Raw genomic sequence first — 16375 nt, 5'->3', positions numbered from 1 at the left:
GCCCGCAGAGACAGCCGTTCTAACGGTTTTTCCGGTTTGCGATGAGATCGTCGACCACGGCCGGATCGGCCAGGGTCGAAGTATCGCCCAGCGAGCCGTAATCGTTCTCGGCCACCTTGCGCAGGATGCGGCGCATGATCTTGCCCGAGCGGGTCTTGGGAAGGCCGGGCGCGAACTGGATGCAGTCGGGGCTGGCGATCGGCCCGATCTCCTTGCGCACCCAGTTGCGCAATTCGGCGGCAAGCTCATCGGACGCCGGCTCGTCGGCCATCAGCGTCACATAGCAATAGATGCCCTGCCCCTTGATCTCGTGCGGGAAACCGACCACCGCCGCTTCGGAGACCTTGGGATGGGCCACCAGGGCGCTTTCCACTTCCGCCGTGCCCAGCCTGTGCCCCGAGACGTTGAGCACGTCATCGACCCGGCCGGTGATCCAGTAATAGCCGTCCTCATCGCGGCGGCAGCCGTCGCCGGTGAAGTAGAATCCCTTGTATTGCTGGAAATAGGTTTCCTTGAAGCGCTGGTGGTCGCCCCAGATGGTGCGCATCTGGCCCGGCCAGCTGTCGGCGATGGCCAGCACCCCCGAGGCCTCCCCCTCCAGCACCTTGCCGCTTTCGGGGTCGAGCACCGCCGGCTGCACGCCGAAGAACGGCTTGGTGGCCGAGCCCGGCTTGGTGGGGATGGCTCCTGGCAGGGGCGAGATCATGAAGCCCCCCGTCTCGGTCTGCCACCAGGTATCGATCACCACGCACCGCTCGCGCCCGACCTTGCGGTGATACCACAGCCAGGCTTCGGGATTGATCGGCTCGCCCACCGAACCGAGCAGCCGCAGGCTGGAGAGATCGGCCCTCTCGACGAACTGGTCCCCGGCGCCCATCAGGGCGCGGATCGCAGTGGGAGCGGTATAGAAGATATTGACCTTGTGCTTGTCGACCACCTCCCAGAAGCGCCCCGCATCGGGGTAGCTGGGCACGCCCTCGAACATCAGCGTGGTGGCGCCATTGGCCAGCGGGCCATAGAGGATATAGCTGTGCCCGGTGACCCAGCCCACATCGGCGGTGCACCAATAAATCTCGCCGTCGCGATAGTCGAAGGTCAGTTCATGGGTCAGGGACACATAGACCAGATAGCCGCCCGTGGTGTGCAGCACGCCCTTGGGCTTGCCGGTCGAGCCCGAGGTGTAGAGGATGAACAGCGGGTCCTCGGCGTTCATCGGCTCGGGATCGCAAACCGGGTCGACGCCCGCAGCAGCCTCGTGCCACCAGACGTCGCGGCTGCCCTTCATGGCGATGGGGCCGCCGGTATTGCGGATCACCAGCACCTTTTCCACCCCGGGGCAGTCTTCGAGCGCCACGTCGACATTGGTCTTGAGCGGCACCGACTTGCCGCCGCGCCGCCCCTCATCGGCGGTGATCACCACGGCGCTGTCGCAGTCATTGATCCGCCCGGCCAGCGCATCGGGGGAGAACCCGCCGAACACCACCGAGTGGATGGCCCCGATCCGCGCGCAGGCCAGCATAGCATAGGCGGTCTCGGGAATCATCGGCATGTAGATGGTTACCCGATGGCCCTTCTTCACCCCCAGGCCCTTGAGCACATTGGCGAAGCGGCACACCTCATCGTGCAATTGCCGATAGGTGATGTGCCGCGCCTCGGCTTTGGGATCGTCAGGCTCGAAGATGATCGCCGTCTGGTCGCCGCGGGTTGCCAGATGCCGGTCGATGCAGTTGGCCGCGACGTTGAGCGCACCATCCTCGAACCATTTGATCGAGATGTCGGGCCATTCGAAGCTGGTGTTCTTGACCTTGGTGAAGGGCTTGATCCAGTCGATGCGCCGCGCCTGTTCCCCCCAGAACCCATCCGGATCGGAAACCGAGCGGGCGTACTGGGCCCCATATTGCTCGGCAGTCACATGGGTTCGGGAGACGACGGCCTCCGAGGGAACAAAAACGGCTTCGGAACTCATCGTGCATCCTCCTATGCTGCCTTGGCCGTTGTCTTACTCCAGCCCTTCCCTGCGGGACAAGAGTGGTATTCCGGTTTCGTGGACGCCCCCGCTCACGGTTTCTTAGGCCTCGCCCGCCATACTGCCGGGCATCCGAGGGGATTTGCCATGACAGACGTGCAGATGACTTCCCGTCCGGCGACCTATGCCGATATCGACGCGATCCATCGCGAACTGATGGAACTGATCGACTCCATGCCCTTTTACGGCGACCGCTTCAAAGCCTATGAAAAGGCGCGGCTGGACAAGACCTTCCTGCGCACGCTGCTCGAAATCGACCCCTGGCACATCATGCTGTTCGAGGCCGATGGGGAGACCGGCGGGTTTTCCATCTCCGGACCGGCCAACGGGACGATCTTCCAGTACTGGTCAACGATCTATCCCGCCCATCGCAAGACGCCGCTCAGCCGCTTCGGCATGGAAGCCTTCATCGCTCATTTCGACAATAATCGGTTCCACAAGGTGTCCACCTTCACCCGCCCGGAGAACCGTCCGGCGCTCGCCCTTCTGAAACGCTTCGGCTATCGCGAGACAGCCCTGCTCGAAGATCATATTTTCGGCGAGGACTATCTCATCATGGAGCGCAAGTTCACCAAGGCGATCGAGGGCTATGACAATGGCGTTGCCCTGCCCTTCGCCAAGCGCCTCAAGCTCAAGCTCAGGGCGCTGACGGACCGCTGAACGGTCAGGCGGCCGCCATGGGGCGGAAGCGGGCGAAGATCGACACGTCGATATTGACCCGGCGCAGAGCGATCAGCCACAGCGACACCGACCACAGCGATATGGCCACGAAGGCGGAGACGGCCGCTCCCATGAGGCCGAAGGGCGGCACCAGCAGGTAATTGCCCACCACCAGCGCCCCCAGCCCCAACCAGACCGCCGGCAGGCTGGCCCAGGGCCGGTCATGCATCGAAAGCACCAGCGATGCGGGTCCGAAGGCGGCCCGCACCACGAGGCCGAGGCAGAGGATCGCCACCGGCAGGCTGCCCTGGGCGAATTCCTCGCCGAAGATAGCCAGCACATAGGGGCCGAACACGAGGACCCCCACGAACAGCAATCCGGCCAGCGCCGTGGCGACCAGATTGGCCTCTCCCATCCGCTTGCCGAACGCGCCGCGATCGGCATCGCGCTCGGCGTCGAACATGTTGGGCAAAGTGAGCGCATAAACGGCTACAACGCCGAACGAAGCCAGCGCAAAGATCCTTGTGCTCACCCCGAAGATCGCCAGTTCATCGCGCCCGAGCAGGTCGGCCAGGAGGATGAGGTTGATATCGAAGAAGTAATCCGAGGCCAGGGTGACCAGCACCCAGGGCGTCGCGAACCGCCACCAGCGCCGCGGCTCGTGCTTCCGCCATTGGTCTCCCACCGGCACGGCGCTCACCGCGCGGTGCACCGTAACCGTCTGTAAAGCAAAGAGAACCAGCAGGAAGCCGGCCAGAACCCATAGCATCAGCGCCATGTCGGGCCCGGCGACGAACACCGCGACGAGGGCGAACGCCGCCAGCGTCAGGACGGGGCGAAACAGCATGTCCGGCAGATAGCCGGCCATGGGACGCTTCAGGCCCACAAGGGTCGTGGCGCTGACATAGGTCATGCCGGAGGCGATGCCGATCAGGGCCGTCGGCACCCATAGGGCGCGCAAATGCGTGCCGCCCTCGCCCATCAGGAAGGTGATTGGCCAGCCGACGACCAGGACGATCGCACCAACCCCGAACAGATGCAGATAGGAGCGCCGCACGAAGCGCCGCAAATGCACGCCTTCGCCGCGCGAGGCATATTCGGCGGTGAAATAGGTGCTGACGGTCTGGAACCCCAGCGGCATGATCACGGCCATGATGTTGGTCGCGGCGATCACCAGCAGAAAATCGCCCAGCGCCCCGGCGCCCCAGACCCGCGAGATCGCCGCCTGGACGAAAAAGATGAAGCCGGCGCCGAAAATGCGCAGCCCGAAGATCGCTACCGATTTGGACGCTAGTTTACCCGCAAGCGACATGAACGCTCCTCTCGCGCCGAATTATTCCGCACGCCCGACGCGCTGGCGCAGGCGGCGCATCACGTTGAGCCGCAGCACCAGGATGCGGTCGCGGCCCCGCATCAGGCCTTCCCGCGCCTTATAGGCCAGCATGCCGGCCGCCCGCGCCCGCCAATGGGAGGCATAGTTCATCACCGGCGGCAGGGGGCTGATATGGCCCGCCTCGCCGACCATCCCGCTCTTGAACTGATGCAGGCCGGCAAAGCCGTCCGTTCCGCCCAAATCGTAGAATTGGGCTGTGCTGTTCTCGCGCAGCCAGGTGATGACGTGCCAGTGGAGGAAATAGCCGGCCCGCAGGGCGAGCGCCGAATCGGCCGTCGCGCCGTAGAGATAGCAGGCCGTCCTCCCCCGGGTGAAGATGATGCCGCCGGCCACCGTCTCGTCGCCCTTGCTGACGAAGAACAATTCGGGCCGGGCCGTTCCGTCGGGCATGGCCATCAGCGCATCCACCGTGTCGATGGCGGAAAAGTCGGGAAACATCTTGCGCGCGCTCATCATGCGATACAGCGTGAAAAAGCGCCCGAGTTCTTCCGGCCCCGCATGCTCGAAGCGCAGGCCGGCCTTCATCGACTTGCGAAGATTGTAGCGCCATTTCTGCGCGAATCCGGCGAGGCGCGTGTCGTCGTCGACGCCGAGGTCGACCACATAGCGCTGCGGATATTGGACCCCCACTCCCGACACGAACCCCCGCGCCGCCAGCAGGGCTTCCAGGCGATTGCCCGGCCCCTTTTCGACCTTGGGCATGATGGAGACCATCATGCCGCGCCGGTCGGCATATTCGTCGACCAGGGCGGCAACCATCTCGTCGATGGTGCGCGCCGCATTGGGAGCGGTTTCCTTGGCGAGGATAGGACCCCATTTGACCAGCGCGATGGTCGCCAGCCCCAGCGGCAGGCGCTGCAGCATGACGAGGGCCCCGCCCACCACCTCCCCGCCGGACACGAATTCGACCGGCTCGAGGTCCACCCCCGGCCAGCGCCGCGCGGCATAGGTATGAAGCTGCTCCTGGCAAATGCCGTCAAAGCCCGAGGCCAGTCGGTCCCATCGCGCCGCATCGACATAGCGCAGCGCAAGCGCTCCCGTCGTGCCCCGGGCCTTGGGCCTGGAATGGCCTGAAGCCACCATCGATGGCGAGGAACTGGTCAGTGACATGCTGCGGTCCATGGCTTGGCGTTTGCGCCCATCCTAGCGCCATGGATGCTGACGAATGCTTTCGCGCAACCGCACCGGCGCAGCCAAGTGTTCCGGCGGTAAACGAAGGGTAATCAATCCCGGTCGGATTTTCGCGATCCGATGGCGTTCGCCACCGGACGGCAACAGCGGTTTTCAGGAGAAAGTGGTGGGTGTACGAGGGCTCGAACCTCGGACCCGCTGATTAAGAGTAATCGAACAAGAGGCAAACCGCCCGGAACCCCTGGCTTGCAGTTTCCAATGACCACACCAGAAGCCCGTGAAACCCCCGGAACATATAGTGAATTGGAAACCCCTTTTCGGTGCGTTGTAATTGACACTTGTTCTGCATCCGTTCACGGCGCTATGCTCTGCCGCTTTGAAAGGAGCCGGCCATGGCAAAGGAACGCCTGTGGGCCCTGGGCAATCGAGAGCCCAGCGATTTCGTGCGAGCACTGGAGATGGCCCGGCGCAGGGCTGAGGGGCACCGTGAGGCGAGCGCAGAGGCATGGCAGGACCATGCTGCACTTCTGCAGCTTCTGCCCGAAACCGTGGGGCGACTGCTGGTACTGGAGGATGAGCGGGAATCGTTCCTCGAACGCCTTACGGTGAGTGCCCCTCCAACTGGAGACACGACCGGTGACTTGTCGGCGATGTGTCAGGACGCTTTAGGCGGATCGCTGGCGGCGATAGCGCAGGATGCCTTGCGGAAGGGCTGGGGACCCGAGGACATTTATCGAGCCATGGTAGCTTACGGCAACTACATGCTGGCCTTCACCCGCAACTCAATGGGGATGGGGCATATGATGGCCGGCCTCAACCTGGAGGAGAAGGCGGCGGCTGTCGCTGAGGCCCAAGCCAAGGGTTATGGGGCCCTGCCGCCATACGGAACGAAAACTCGCTCTCGCCAAACGACTTCGAATGAGATGTGATGGGTGAGAAGGAGCAGCCATGTGCAATCTCTATAGCCACACATCCAACCGCGATGCGATCACCGCCTTTGTAAAGGCAACGCGGATCGCCGAGAGCGTCGGCAACCTCGCGCCGCAGTCGGGCATCTTTCCCGACTATTCAGCGCCGGTCGTCAGGAACATGGACGGTGAGCGAGAACTGGCCATGGCTCGCTGGGGCATGCCCTCGCCGAAGTTCGTGCTCGAGGGCAAGAACCGCGACCCCGGCGTCACCAATGTGCGCAACACGGCGTCCCCTCACTGGCGGCGCTGGCTCGGCGTCGAAAACCGCTGCGTCGTGCCGTTCACCTCGTTCTCAGAGTTCAACAAGGCGGCCGGCGGCGATATCTGGTTTGCGCTCGACGAAAGCCGGCCCCTCGCCTTCTTTGCCGGCATCCACGTCCCGGGCTGGACCAGCGTGCGAAAGGTCAAGGACGGGGAGGTCACCGCGGATCTCTACGCCTTCCTCACCAGCGATCCGAACGCGGATGTGAAGCCGATCCATCCCAAGGCCATGCCGGTCATCCTCACTGATGCCGACGAGATCGACATGTGGCTCACGGCGCCATGGGATGACGCCAAGCACCTGCAACGCCCCCTGCCCGATGGGTCGCTCCGGATCGTTGCCAGGGGCGTGAAAGAGGATGGCGCGGCATGAGGCTCTTTCGCCGGCCGCGGCTCCTCCCACGGAAGCCTCGCCTGCCCTCATTACGGCCCCGCCGTCGATCGCGCCGCCCCTCGATGGGCGTTGTGGCCGTCTTGGTGATGGGCGGCCTCGGCCTGGCGGCAATCGGGGGCTCTGGCTCTGGTCCTGCACCCGTCGCCCAGGCCGTTGCGACGGACCAGTTCACAATGTGCGGAAGTGCCCAGCGCTACACCTGCGTCGTCGATGGCGATACGATCTGGTGGCGCGGCCAGAATTTGCGGCTGGAAAGCTACGATACTCCGGAACCTTATACCGACATTTGCGGCGGCGAGCGGGAAATTGCGCTGGCCCACCGTGCCAGCGCCCGCCTGCTGGAACTCTTGAACTCCAACCAGTTCTCGGTTCAGACCTTCGGGACGGATCGCTATGGCCGGACCCTCGCCACGATCAAGGTCGACGGCGTCGATGTGGGCGATATCCTGATTGCCGAGGGTCTGGCCCGGCGTTGGCCGAACGGACATGAGTTCTGGTGTTAACTGGAGAGTGCAGATGAGCAAGCCAACCACACCCGCCAAGCTGATCGTCGTAATGGCGTTCGAAGATGATGGCGAAGGCGGACTGCGCCCCGCCTTCGAGCCGCGTGAGTTTCAGAGCGAGCAGCGGGCCAAGACCGAGGCCGGATCGTTGGTCAACGCTTACCCCGCCGTGATCGCCTGGTCACGCACTGCCGATCCGAACCTCGGCGAGTACGGGGAGCCCGAGGTGCTGTTTAGGTTCGGGCCGGTGCCGGATATGGAGTGACCGAAAAGCGGCAGGAACTATGGCGACGACTACTCGTTCTTCTCATCAAGGAGGCGATTGCCATGCCGCTCGATCACCGTGCCGCTACTGAACGCCGAAAGAACATCGAAGTAGGCGGCACCGATCCATTCGTCGTCGTTGCAGGGCTGATCGTCGCCATCCTTCTGGGCTCGTGGCTTTTGTGGATGAACGGCCACGAAGAAATCAGCAACATGCAGCAAATTTACGGGGCGGAGCGGCCCATTGGCGAACATGAGAAGCCAGAGCTGCTGTTCAGTTTTTGGACAGTGCCGGATACGGAATAAGTCGCCATGCGGTCGCCCCCCTTTTTATGCAAATGCGATGGAATTGCGCTACCTGCCGCAAACCACTTCACCCCCATACCCTCAACCATATCTCTCGCTCGCGATTCCTCCCACCAGAGGCAGCATATGGAGGAATTGGATGCTCAGCGCATATCGCATCGCGATGGAAAAAGTCGAACAGGCCCGGGCCATAATCTCAGGCGAAGTCTGGCACGATGACGAAATAGCAATGCTGTTTGATCTGGCCGAAGAGCGGCTGCAAGAACTCTATCACGGGATGGGGCAAAAAGGTTCGCCGGAGAACGTTGTGCGCTTGCACCCCGCCAGCAGCGGCCGTTGACACGCTCAGCAGCTTCCCGTTGCGCCGTCACGGCCCTCCGCTCCACTTCTGCACGATAACGTCCCAAGCCCATACGACCACGCCCGCAATCGACGCCCCGGCAAAACCAGCCATGGTGATCACTGTCACCCCGGCCACCTTCCAGCGCCGGACCTCATTGATGGTCGGCATCACCTCGTCGGTGAGCTTCACATCGAAGGCGTCGAGGCGTTCGCGGACCTGCGCGTCGATACCGGCACTGATCTTGATGTCCGTCTCGATGGCCCCTACCCGCTCATAGAGCGCCTTGCGGCTTTCGCTTGAGGCGACGTTCTGCTCTTTGAGAAGCTGATGGATGGCCGCGAGCTGGTCATCGATGCCGTCGAGGCGACCTTCGATGCGACCGATATCGCGTTGGGTGGAATCGTCAGCCATGTCGCCCCGTCATAGTCCAGAGATAGAGGCGGCCGCACCAAAGCGCGGCCGGCGAAGATTAGCGGCGTGAGCGATCCACAATCGGCCCGGAATAGCCGCCAGCGCGAGCCCGCGCCTCGTCTTCGGTGAGTACGGGAATATCCCTGCGCTTGTTGGGCAGAAGCCAGACACCGGCCGCCCAGATGCCATTGATGATGGTGAGCGCCGTCGCCTCGTCGAGGCCCAGGTCGATGCCCCAATACAAGCGGACGAAATGAACGCCGGCCATAACAAGCGAGAACCAGAACTTGGCCGCGGTGAGCGGGCCGAACATGGTGAGAAGATTGAGCAGCTTGCCCATGGTGTTTTCCTTTCAGCGGGAGACAAAGAAAAAGGCCGCTGCGAGGGCGGCCGCAAGGAGGATGAAGATTATGGCGCCGCGCGAGGCCTGCGGCGCGGGCTTGTCGGGAGGGGATTTCGGCACGGGAACGGGCCTGGGCTGCTCGGTGGGCTTGCCAGCAGCCAGCTGGAGCGCCAGCGCTCGTACATCGGCTACCCGCCTGCCCCAGCCTTTCCCAAATACCGGCCAGGTCGATAGTCTCTGCAGAAAGGCGAGCCGCTGCGAGCACAGCTCATTAATGGCGGCTGTGGCGCCAATTCGTTCGATGGCCCTGAGAGAAATAGGGCCGATCGCGCCGTCGACCGCCACGCCAGCAATGGCTTGGAGCATCCTTATCGCCCGATCAGGGCCGGAATTGACCGCGAAGTCGAAGACGGCCAGATCAAGGCCGGCCGGTAGAGCGTCACCGCGCACCGCGTCCCAATAACGGGCCTTGTAAATCTGCCCGGCCTCGCCCTTGGTCAGCGCCTTGACCGCGCTTTTCGGCAGGCTGGTCCAGGGCACGATACGGCGCCAGTCCGCCAGCGTCTTGCGGGTGATGCCCATATTCGTGGCGCCACCCGGGTCCGATGGGTGATCGGCATAGCCGCCCTCATGTTTCAGCACAGCCTCAAGCGAGGCCGCGAAATTGTCGCGGGCCATATTGGCCTCCTATTTCGGTGACAAAGGATTACAAGAACCGACACGTCCTAGATGTGTACCCATCCAAGACGCGCTCTGCGCGCCAACCACAAAGCTGAAAGCGAGCCAATGAAGCCGAGTATCTTATTATCGACCTCCATGCTGCTGCTGGTGGTGGCAGTACCAGCTTTTGCACAAGTCGATCTGAGCCGACCCGACCCCGGCATTGGTGAGGGCTTCGCTCAGGCGATGGCAAAGCAATTCCAGGAGCACTTCGATATCGAGCAAGAGCGCGCCGACTGCCTCGTTTATGAGGTCGTCGAGTTGGGCAGGGCACACGGATATAGCGGGACGCTGGTAGAGATGGCCGAGGAAGTGCGCCACTTCTGTAATGTCTAGCGCGTAACAGCGTTATCGGAAGCTCGGCCCCCCGAGCATCCGTAGAGCCGCCCTGCCAGCTCCCCCAAGACCTGGGGGCGGCTCGCCTCTACGACACTCGAAAGCTGCTTAGAAATTGTAGGAAAAGACAGTATATCTCAGCAACAGATTGGGCGGCAGGAACCGATCCTGGGCAAAGGTTCCGCCGACGTCGAAATCACCCCTGATCTGCAGTTCGGTTGCTGTCGCCCCCACCGATAAGTTGAAGAAAGCCGTTCGGGACCAGGTGCCGCCGGTATAGATGCGGATCTCCCTACGAAGCCGCGCGCCGCTTGAAGACCCGCCAATCACACGCCAGACGCCGCCGATTTCCACCTCGACATGGAACACCGGCGCCGTCGAAAATGCGGCGCCGTAGTTGACGTCATGGGAGTAGGTTCCGGTTCTCTGATTGGTTGGCACGCTCGGCCAGTTGACCTGGTGAGTATCCTGGAGAAACAGACCGAACGCAGACCAATCTGAATTGAAGTTCAGGTTTGCCTCAGCCGTCGCGTCGGCGTCGAAGCCAGGCTTGCCGATCTTCAGTCCGCTGGCGTCCAGCACTGCACGAATAGCCATCTAAGCGCCCAGAACGACGTACGAAATGCGATCGATAAAGTAAGGAGCGACCGGCGCGAAGGTGAACCTGTCGTTGTAGATCGATACCGAGGGCGGCCGGTTGGTGGCAAAGCCGAAGTAATTCTCCGCAGCCGTTTTATTCGACCCATTCGAGTGGTTGATGAAAGACGAGGATTCGGTGACGTTCTGCATATTGTACCAGCGAGAGTTGAACGCCCGCGCCCGACCCATCATCAAGATGACGGGAACGAAGGGAAGCGTGAAGCCGTAGTTCTCGGTAACGATCCCGGTGCCGTTAGGGACGTTTACAGACCCGGTGAGCAGTATGCGCGACGAGGCCAGCCAGTCTGAATTGAACGCCACGTCCTTGCCGAGAGCGCCCATGGTCAGAACATCGACCCCGGGCTTGCTCACCTTGAGCCCGCTGGCATCCAGAAGAACCCGATTGGCCATGCTCTACCCCCGCGGCACGTTGAAGATCGCCCAATAGACGCTCCAGGTGCCCGCTGTTTCCGAGAAAAACTCAACGGTGTTTCCCGAAAATGTCGCTCGAATGAAACCGCTCGCCGGATAGAAATAGACAAGCGGCACGAAGCCGAGATCCGGCAGGGTGACTGTTCTCGTCGCGTTTTGCGGCACCCCTGCAAACACGCCGCTGTCGAGCACCTGCAGCATCTGGGCGTTGGAATCGAGCAGCAGGTCGGCCATGCTTGCCGTCAGGACGTCGACGCCTGGCTTACTGACCTTGAGGCCGTTGGCGTCCATCACCACTCTGTTCGCCATCAGGTGCCGTCCACGATCAATATCCGGTTGTTGGGGCCTTGGAGGAACACGCCGGTAGCGCCCGTACCGACCTGCAGCGTGCCGGTGATGTTGGCGTTGACGGCGAAGATCGACGCGGCATCGATTTTATCGGCCTGGATTATGGGGATACGGGCATACTGCAATTGCCCGTCACTCGCGAATACGCCCAGAACATTGCCTAAGCTGTCGACGATGCTAAACCGATCCACCCCGAAAAGGGCCTCGGACATGGTCGGGGTTGCACGGATGGTGAAGATGCCCGGCGAGAAGGTATTCGGCCCATCTATCTTCACTTGCACCGCGAACTGAGAGACGCCTCCGCCCGGGCTCGCTTCGGCCTTGGCGACAACCGCAACCGAGGACTCTACGTCATCCACCAGGGCGGACAGATCCTGGAACCCCTCGCTTACCGCCGTGAGATCGTCGCCCTGCTGGCTGACTGTGGCCGACAAACCGCTGAGCGCAGAGGCATCGGCTTTGTCAGCCAGGTCCGATTGCACTTCAGTGATCGCCAGGCCTTGCGCTTCGATAGTATCGCCCTGATCGGAGACGGTCGTCGCGAGGCTGCTCAATGCCGAGGCGTCAGCTTTGCCACCAAGCGCCGACTGGACGCCGGTGATCGCTGTGCCCTGCGCCTCAATGGCATCACCTTGGTCAGACACCGTCGTGGCGAGGGACTGAACCGCCGAGGCATCGGCCTTGTCAGCCAGGGCGTTACTGAGACCGGTGATTGCCTGCCCTTGCGAAACGATATCGTCGCCTTGCTCGGAGACCGTCAGGCTGAGGCTGTTGAGCGCGGCCGCATCGGCCTTGCCCTCGATCACCGTGCCCAGCGAAGTGATAGCAGTAGATTGGGCCTCAAGCACACCGTCGATGCGGAAGACCTCGGAGTTGAGCGTACTGCCAATGGCGGCGACAGCTTCTCCGAGGCTTTCGTAGTCGCCGACCTTCTGCCAATAGGCGGCATTGGCCGGCGTGACGCCAATCGGCGCGTCCTGAATGGCGACATAGAGGCCACCATCGAATGTGACCATCTGGCCGTCGGTATAGGCGAGTTCTGGATCGTACGCCGGGGTCGATAGCAGGTCCGCAACCTGCGCCTCGACGATGCTTAGCGTTTCGTCGATGTCGCCGATCTCTCCCAGGATCTCGCCGAGATCGACATCGAGGAACTGACGAGTGTCGCCGAGAAGATCCTGTAACTCGCTGGAAAGGTCTCCCTCCGATACACGGATATCCGGCGTCGTCACCGCCAGCCAGTCCGACATGTCCATATCGCGCGGCGAAAAAGGCACGAAGATCGATGCGACCTCGTAAGGCTCATTGCCCAGGATGAGCTCCCCCACGATGATCACCGAGGGGGTCAGGTTATCCGCGTCGTAAGGATAGGGTTGCGAGAAAAATGGCTCGACCTCCCCCGAACGCCGAATCATGATCTTGATATCGCGGATGTCGTCCATGCCGCCTTGATAGAAGCATTGGATACCCGGGCGCCGGGCACGGCTTTCGCTGTCCGTATGCGCGTAAGGCGAGACTGCCCAGCCGGTCACGACCTGGGCCGGCGGATATATGGTCTGGATCGTCCCCACCGACCACTCTTGCCGTGCGGCGGCCGGCGGATCGAAATCGGCCGGATCGATCTCGCGCAGTGTCATGGTCTGCACGAAGCTGCGACGACCGGACATTTCGAGGATTTCGAACTGCTTGCCGCTATAGCCTTCCGAAAGGATTGTGCCATCGATCACGTCGCCAGGCTCGAGCAGCCAGGTGATGGGATGGAACGATGCCCGGAACTGGCGGAAGCGGCGACCGTCCTCGAGATAACTATAGGCCAGCCGCTGCACCTGCTCATTGCGGCTGACCATGGGGAAGCGTAGGCCGGCCGACAGGGTTCGATTGCCATCGGCGGCGATATAGGCGGCGCTGCTCTGGACCGGCGCCGGCTTCCAGCCCCAGGCTTCTCCGGGCTCCGTGTAGGACGCCTCAACCGTGTTGTGGGTCGCTTCCAGTCCCGGGAATGGCGTCACAGTGCGCGGATCGGTGATCAGCAGGTCCGCCTCGCCGAAGGAATAGACAGACGTCCCCGGCGCGCCACAGCGCGGCTTATACGACCCCGCGCTCTCGATGAACCGCCCCAGGGAGGATTTGGCGATTTCCTCCAGAACCGCGGCCGGCTCCATGTCGACGGTGATCTCGCCGCCGATGGTGAACTGCTTCTGGTTATCCCAGGCCGCCAGCCTCCGGTCCGCCTCGTTCATGGCCGCGACCCATGCCGAAGTCGGCAGGCGCAGTGCCGGAAGGTTTTGCAGGCCCCACAGCCACTCGGACCCGACATAGACACCCATGAAGGCGACGTTGTAGGCGATCACATAGGGATTGTCGGTCCACTCCCATGTGGCCGGATTATTGCGCCGATGCGTGCCGATGCCGCCTGCCGAGCTATCTTTGCGGATATCGTAGAGCCGGAGCCCGCGCACCTCGAACAGCATCTTGGGCGCGCCGGACTTCCACAGCTCGCGGTTGTACCGGACCGTGACGACGGCATAGGCGTTGCCGAGACCGATGCGGTCGGCGCCATAGGGACGCTCGGAACCGCTGAATTTTGATACGAGATAGGGATCGGCGACCGTCTGGCGTCCATCGTGGAACTTGACCCAGAGATGATCCCTGCCGCCCTTACGGCCCTGATTGATGGGATAGCCATAATCCGGATGGGGGTCCGACCACCTGATCGTTGCCAGCTCGCCGTTCACATAGACATTGCTCAGCCCGTCGAGCGGCGCGTTCGCCAGCTCCAGCACGTCCACGAAATAGGCGTTCGGCGTCTGCCCCTCATTGCCCCATGCGCCGGCATATACCCGATGCCCCGCCGTGGCGGCCGTGCCAACGAAGAACGACAGCGGGCTGTCCCCGCCGATCTGCATGGTGAGCGAGACGCCCGGGTCTTTCTGCTTGGGCGCCAGCGCCTGCGCCAGCAGCGTGCCGCCGACATAAAGGGCGGTGCCGACCAGCAATTGCGCGACAATGCCGCCGCCGAAAAGGCCGGCTATCGGTGCAACAAGAAAAGGCATGGTTTAAACCCTGAATGCTCTCGTGGCGTCGGCCCGATCCCGGACGCCAATGCCGGCGGGGGTCACGACCAGGACCTGCTCGCCGTTGAGAATGCCGAGCGAGAAGCCGAAGGTGTCATCGGTGGGGATGGCCATCACGTCGCCGATCTGGGCCTCGACAGGGTGGAGCGGTTCATCCAGATAGAGCCCGGCGAAATCTGCCATGTTGGTCGCACCTGCCCGCTTCATCACGCCCAGCGCGCCGCGCGCCGTCGTGTACCGCCCCCGGTGAGGCTCGGCATGATCGATGCCGGTCATGGCCTTGATCGCCCCGGCAACGAACAGCCAGCAGTCGTGGCGGCCGAAAGCGTATGGCTCGGCCCGCAGTTCGGCGACATACTCACCGATCCGCTTGCGCCAATCCTGGCGTCTCATTCTGCCTCCTGCCCCCACGGGATGTTCCAGTCGCCGGCCACGCCGATATCGTCATGAAAGGCGTCGTCCTCGTCGCGCTTGCGCTGATGAACAGCGGATCGCTTGGCCGAGTTGGTGCGGGTCAATTGGCGGGTATCGGACACCAGATCGAACCGAATGCCGCCCTCACCACCCGCCGCCGGCACCTCTTTGGGGGCGCCGTTCAATTCCCCCACGAACTCAAGAAGGGCGCTGACGAAGTTGCGCGTCTCGGGATCGAACAGGGCCTGATAGACCGCAACCTGGGCCAGACGCATGTCATGGCCGGTCCACATGTCGATGACGCCTTCATGGATCGCCGACATGGTGATCGACTTGCGCCGGATCGAGAGATCGGAGGTGCGCGGCGTCTCACCGACCTCAAGAATGGCACCGGCCCCGACGAATGGATAGCTGACCGGACTGCCCGTAAAGGGCGAGGTCACGGTGCCGGTTTCGGTATCGTGCTCGGTCCAGAACGCTTTGACGACGGGATCGCCGTCGAAATCCTTCACATTCCAGACGATCAGGTCGGCCTCGATCAGACCGGCCGTATCCGCGCCCTGCAAAAGAGCGACGACTGAGGGGTCAGTGGTTTTCATGGGATCTCACACAAAAAAGCCGCCCGGAGGCGGCGCTAAATGATCAGGGTCAGTCAGCGGCTAAACCGCTTCGTCCTCCGGCACCCGGCTCAGCCCCATGGCATCGAGGGCGGCAAGCCCGTCCACAGCACCAATGGCCACAAGCGCGCCTGGGCTGGCCAAAGGCGGTTCCTGCCCGTCTTCGTCCGGCACCCAGAAATACAACGCGTCCTGCGCCCTCTCCGCGCCCGCCATGTTGACGGTATAATCCGTATCCCATTCGGGACGGTTCAGAGTGGTTTGCGCCCCGGCAACCCAATCGTCGGTCGCTTCAAGCGAGGCGGCGGAATAGAGACTACCGTCTGCGTCCTGCCATGACGGTTCGCGGAAGGTCAGGGCATCTGCGGGGCCGAAGGCAAGAGCCATGGCAAGATTATTGGCGTCCTCGATCAAGGCCGCAGGGCAAGCGATGGTGATCCTCATGCCAGTTCCACTCCGGTCTTTTCGGCCAGCCAGTGTTCGGTGGCGGATAGGTCGGGATCGTCTGTGAGGGCGCCGCGGACGATCAGGCCGTAGATGTGGCCGTGGAAAAAGTGCTGGCCGACGCCGAACGCGCTTGCTCCCCTGCCGACCTGGATCGGTTGATTTGCATAGCCGCCAGCACCGACTGCGTCAGATGACTGAACGGAATTCCCACCATTTACGCGCAGCTCAGTATGGTCTTTGGATAGGTCTCCAAGCCCCGTGAGTGAGAACGGCGGTGCAAAATTAGTCCACGGTAGCGGCTGGATTGTCCTGCTGCGGGCGGCTTAAAAGTCGTCCACCTAT

The 16375-nt window shown here is 62.6% G+C and carries 21 protein-coding genes; 8 read left to right on the top strand and 13 right to left on the bottom strand.

All coding sequences use genetic code 11. The features are described from left to right. Positions 1-19: 19 nt before the first annotated feature. Positions 20-1966 carry an acetate--CoA ligase gene (gene acs, locus DVH29_RS11330; protein ID WP_114646295.1) on the bottom strand — a complete coding sequence of 649 codons (1947 nt, stop codon included), beginning with the start codon at positions 1964-1966 and terminating at the stop codon, positions 20-22. Positions 1967-2113: 147 nt separating this feature from the next. Here acs and DVH29_RS11325 point away from each other — a divergent pair, with 147 nt between their 5' ends. Continuing rightward, the gene (locus tag DVH29_RS11325; protein WP_114646294.1) at positions 2114-2686 is read left to right on the top strand and encodes a GNAT family N-acetyltransferase; all 573 of its coding nucleotides are present in this window, start codon (positions 2114-2116) and stop codon (positions 2684-2686) included. Between the two features lie 4 nt (positions 2687-2690). Here DVH29_RS11325 and DVH29_RS11320 read toward each other — a convergent pair whose 3' ends face one another. Then, positions 2691-3998: a lipopolysaccharide biosynthesis protein gene (locus DVH29_RS11320; protein WP_114646293.1), complete on the bottom strand. Its 1308-nt coding sequence runs from the start codon at positions 3996-3998 to the stop codon at positions 2691-2693. A gap of 21 nt (positions 3999-4019) precedes the next feature. Then, positions 4020-5189 carry a lipid II:glycine glycyltransferase FemX gene (locus DVH29_RS11315; RefSeq protein ID WP_158541642.1) on the bottom strand — a complete coding sequence of 390 codons (1170 nt, stop codon included), beginning with the start codon at positions 5187-5189 and terminating at the stop codon, positions 4020-4022. 413 nt (positions 5190-5602) lie between these two features. On the opposite strand from DVH29_RS11315, the gene DVH29_RS11310 reads away from it, so the two are divergent. The 6 genes from DVH29_RS11310 to DVH29_RS11285 all read left to right on the top strand — a co-directional run bounded on the left by DVH29_RS11310 (position 5603) and on the right by DVH29_RS11285 (position 8249). Next, on the top strand, positions 5603-6139 hold the full coding sequence (locus DVH29_RS11310) for a hypothetical protein (protein ID WP_114646291.1): 537 nt from the start codon (positions 5603-5605) through the stop codon (positions 6137-6139). Between the two features lie 19 nt (positions 6140-6158). After that, on the top strand, positions 6159-6815 hold the full coding sequence (locus DVH29_RS11305; protein ID WP_114646290.1) for an SOS response-associated peptidase: 657 nt from the start codon (positions 6159-6161) through the stop codon (positions 6813-6815). A 194-nt stretch (positions 6816-7009) separates the two neighbouring features. Then, complete coding sequence (locus DVH29_RS16610; protein WP_245944960.1) at positions 7010-7339, top strand: thermonuclease family protein; 330 nt, start codon at positions 7010-7012, stop codon at positions 7337-7339. 13 nt (positions 7340-7352) lie between these two features. After that, on the top strand, positions 7353-7604 hold the full coding sequence (locus DVH29_RS11295) for a hypothetical protein (protein ID WP_114646288.1): 252 nt from the start codon (positions 7353-7355) through the stop codon (positions 7602-7604). After that, positions 7601-7909, top strand: coding sequence for a hypothetical protein (locus DVH29_RS11290; protein ID WP_114646287.1), 309 nt, complete (start codon positions 7601-7603; stop codon positions 7907-7909). Before DVH29_RS11295 ends, DVH29_RS11290 begins: the two co-directional genes overlap by 4 nt. A gap of 139 nt (positions 7910-8048) precedes the next feature. Further along, a complete protein-coding gene (locus tag DVH29_RS11285; RefSeq protein WP_114646286.1) occupies positions 8049-8249 on the top strand; it encodes a hypothetical protein in 201 nt (66 codons plus the stop codon). Between the two features lie 27 nt (positions 8250-8276). Here DVH29_RS11285 and DVH29_RS11280 read toward each other — a convergent pair whose 3' ends face one another. Genes DVH29_RS11280 through DVH29_RS11270 form a run of 3 tightly spaced genes read right to left on the bottom strand, consistent with a single transcriptional unit; the run spans position 8277 to position 9684 of the window. Beyond that, a complete protein-coding gene (locus DVH29_RS11280) occupies positions 8277-8663 on the bottom strand; it encodes a hypothetical protein (RefSeq protein ID WP_114646285.1) in 387 nt (128 codons plus the stop codon). 58 nt (positions 8664-8721) lie between these two features. After that, positions 8722-9003 carry a hypothetical protein gene (locus tag DVH29_RS11275; protein ID WP_114646284.1) on the bottom strand — a complete coding sequence of 94 codons (282 nt, stop codon included), beginning with the start codon at positions 9001-9003 and terminating at the stop codon, positions 8722-8724. Positions 9004-9015: 12 nt separating this feature from the next. Further along, positions 9016-9684, bottom strand: coding sequence for a glycoside hydrolase family 108 protein (locus tag DVH29_RS11270; RefSeq protein WP_114646283.1), 669 nt, complete (start codon positions 9682-9684; stop codon positions 9016-9018). A 138-nt stretch (positions 9685-9822) separates the two neighbouring features. Here DVH29_RS11270 and DVH29_RS11265 point away from each other — a divergent pair, with 138 nt between their 5' ends. Further along, positions 9823-10062: a hypothetical protein gene (locus DVH29_RS11265; protein ID WP_114646282.1), complete on the top strand. Its 240-nt coding sequence runs from the start codon at positions 9823-9825 to the stop codon at positions 10060-10062. Between the two features lie 108 nt (positions 10063-10170). Here the strand turns inward: DVH29_RS11265 and DVH29_RS11260 are convergent, their stop codons facing one another. The 7 genes from DVH29_RS11260 to DVH29_RS11230 are packed head-to-tail and all read right to left on the bottom strand — an operon-like array spanning position 10171 to position 16030. Continuing rightward, entirely contained in the window at positions 10171-10659 is a 489-nt protein-coding gene (locus tag DVH29_RS11260; RefSeq protein WP_114646281.1) for a hypothetical protein, read from the bottom strand. Further along, positions 10660-11112 (bottom strand): hypothetical protein, encoded by a 453-nt coding sequence (locus DVH29_RS11255; RefSeq protein WP_114646280.1) that lies wholly within the window; start codon positions 11110-11112, stop codon positions 10660-10662. It lies immediately after the preceding gene. A gap of 3 nt (positions 11113-11115) precedes the next feature. Continuing rightward, positions 11116-11442 carry a hypothetical protein gene (locus tag DVH29_RS11250; RefSeq protein ID WP_147276068.1) on the bottom strand — a complete coding sequence of 109 codons (327 nt, stop codon included), beginning with the start codon at positions 11440-11442 and terminating at the stop codon, positions 11116-11118. Next, positions 11442-14534, bottom strand: a complete 3093-nt coding sequence (locus tag DVH29_RS11245; protein WP_114646278.1) for a phage tail protein — start codon at positions 14532-14534, stop codon at positions 11442-11444. The genes DVH29_RS11250 and DVH29_RS11245 overlap by 1 nt, the downstream gene beginning before the upstream one ends. A gap of 3 nt (positions 14535-14537) precedes the next feature. Further along, positions 14538-14948, bottom strand: coding sequence for a DUF6950 family protein (locus tag DVH29_RS11240; RefSeq protein WP_114646277.1), 411 nt, complete (start codon positions 14946-14948; stop codon positions 14538-14540). Continuing rightward, positions 14945-15568 carry a hypothetical protein gene (locus DVH29_RS11235; protein WP_147276067.1) on the bottom strand — a complete coding sequence of 208 codons (624 nt, stop codon included), beginning with the start codon at positions 15566-15568 and terminating at the stop codon, positions 14945-14947. Before DVH29_RS11235 ends, DVH29_RS11240 begins: the two co-directional genes overlap by 4 nt. Positions 15569-15628: 60 nt before the next feature. Beyond that, the gene (locus tag DVH29_RS11230; RefSeq protein ID WP_114646275.1) at positions 15629-16030 is read right to left on the bottom strand and encodes a hypothetical protein; all 402 of its coding nucleotides are present in this window, start codon (positions 16028-16030) and stop codon (positions 15629-15631) included. Between the last annotated feature and the right edge of the window lie 345 nt (positions 16031-16375).

It is taken from the genome of Pelagibacterium lacus, assembly GCF_003345525.1.
Lineage (GTDB): Bacteria > Pseudomonadota > Alphaproteobacteria > Rhizobiales > Devosiaceae > Pelagibacterium > Pelagibacterium lacus.
The sequence above is the reverse complement of the archived record's forward strand: the minus strand, read 5'-3'. Positions and strand labels throughout refer to the sequence as shown.

Bases quoted from the DNA above. Each gene is read 5' to 3' on its own strand.
- DVH29_RS11325 (WP_114646294.1), top strand. From the start codon at position 2,114: ATGACAGACGTGCAGATGACTTCCCGTCCGGCGACCTATGCCGATATC.
- DVH29_RS11235 (WP_147276067.1), bottom strand. From the start codon at position 15,568: ATGAAAACCACTGACCCCTCAGTCGTCGCTCTTTTGCAGGGCGCGGAT.
- acs (WP_114646295.1), bottom strand. From the start codon at position 1,966: ATGAGTTCCGAAGCCGTTTTTGTTCCCTCGGAGGCCGTCGTCTCCCGA.
- DVH29_RS11250 (WP_147276068.1), bottom strand. From the start codon at position 11,442: ATGGCGAACAGAGTGGTGATGGACGCCAACGGCCTCAAGGTCAGTAAG.
- DVH29_RS16610 (WP_245944960.1), top strand. From the start codon at position 7,010: ATGTGCGGAAGTGCCCAGCGCTACACCTGCGTCGTCGATGGCGATACG.
- DVH29_RS11245 (WP_114646278.1), bottom strand. From the start codon at position 14,534: ATGCCTTTTCTTGTTGCACCGATAGCCGGCCTTTTCGGCGGCGGCATT.
- DVH29_RS11285 (WP_114646286.1), top strand. From the start codon at position 8,049: ATGCTCAGCGCATATCGCATCGCGATGGAAAAAGTCGAACAGGCCCGG.
- DVH29_RS11305 (WP_114646290.1), top strand. From the start codon at position 6,159: ATGTGCAATCTCTATAGCCACACATCCAACCGCGATGCGATCACCGCC.
- DVH29_RS11230 (WP_114646275.1), bottom strand. From the start codon at position 16,030: ATGAGGATCACCATCGCTTGCCCTGCGGCCTTGATCGAGGACGCCAAT.
- DVH29_RS11275 (WP_114646284.1), bottom strand. From the start codon at position 9,003: ATGGGCAAGCTGCTCAATCTTCTCACCATGTTCGGCCCGCTCACCGCG.
- DVH29_RS11320 (WP_114646293.1), bottom strand. From the start codon at position 3,998: ATGTCGCTTGCGGGTAAACTAGCGTCCAAATCGGTAGCGATCTTCGGG.
- DVH29_RS11295 (WP_114646288.1), top strand. From the start codon at position 7,353: ATGAGCAAGCCAACCACACCCGCCAAGCTGATCGTCGTAATGGCGTTC.
- DVH29_RS11255 (WP_114646280.1), bottom strand. From the start codon at position 11,112: ATGGCCAATCGGGTTCTTCTGGATGCCAGCGGGCTCAAGGTGAGCAAG.
- DVH29_RS11260 (WP_114646281.1), bottom strand. From the start codon at position 10,659: ATGGCTATTCGTGCAGTGCTGGACGCCAGCGGACTGAAGATCGGCAAG.
- DVH29_RS11240 (WP_114646277.1), bottom strand. From the start codon at position 14,948: ATGAGACGCCAGGATTGGCGCAAGCGGATCGGTGAGTATGTCGCCGAA.
- DVH29_RS11310 (WP_114646291.1), top strand. From the start codon at position 5,603: ATGGCAAAGGAACGCCTGTGGGCCCTGGGCAATCGAGAGCCCAGCGAT.
- DVH29_RS11280 (WP_114646285.1), bottom strand. From the start codon at position 8,663: ATGGCTGACGATTCCACCCAACGCGATATCGGTCGCATCGAAGGTCGC.
- DVH29_RS11315 (WP_158541642.1), bottom strand. From the start codon at position 5,189: ATGTCACTGACCAGTTCCTCGCCATCGATGGTGGCTTCAGGCCATTCC.
- DVH29_RS11270 (WP_114646283.1), bottom strand. From the start codon at position 9,684: ATGGCCCGCGACAATTTCGCGGCCTCGCTTGAGGCTGTGCTGAAACAT.
- DVH29_RS11265 (WP_114646282.1), top strand. From the start codon at position 9,823: ATGCTGCTGCTGGTGGTGGCAGTACCAGCTTTTGCACAAGTCGATCTG.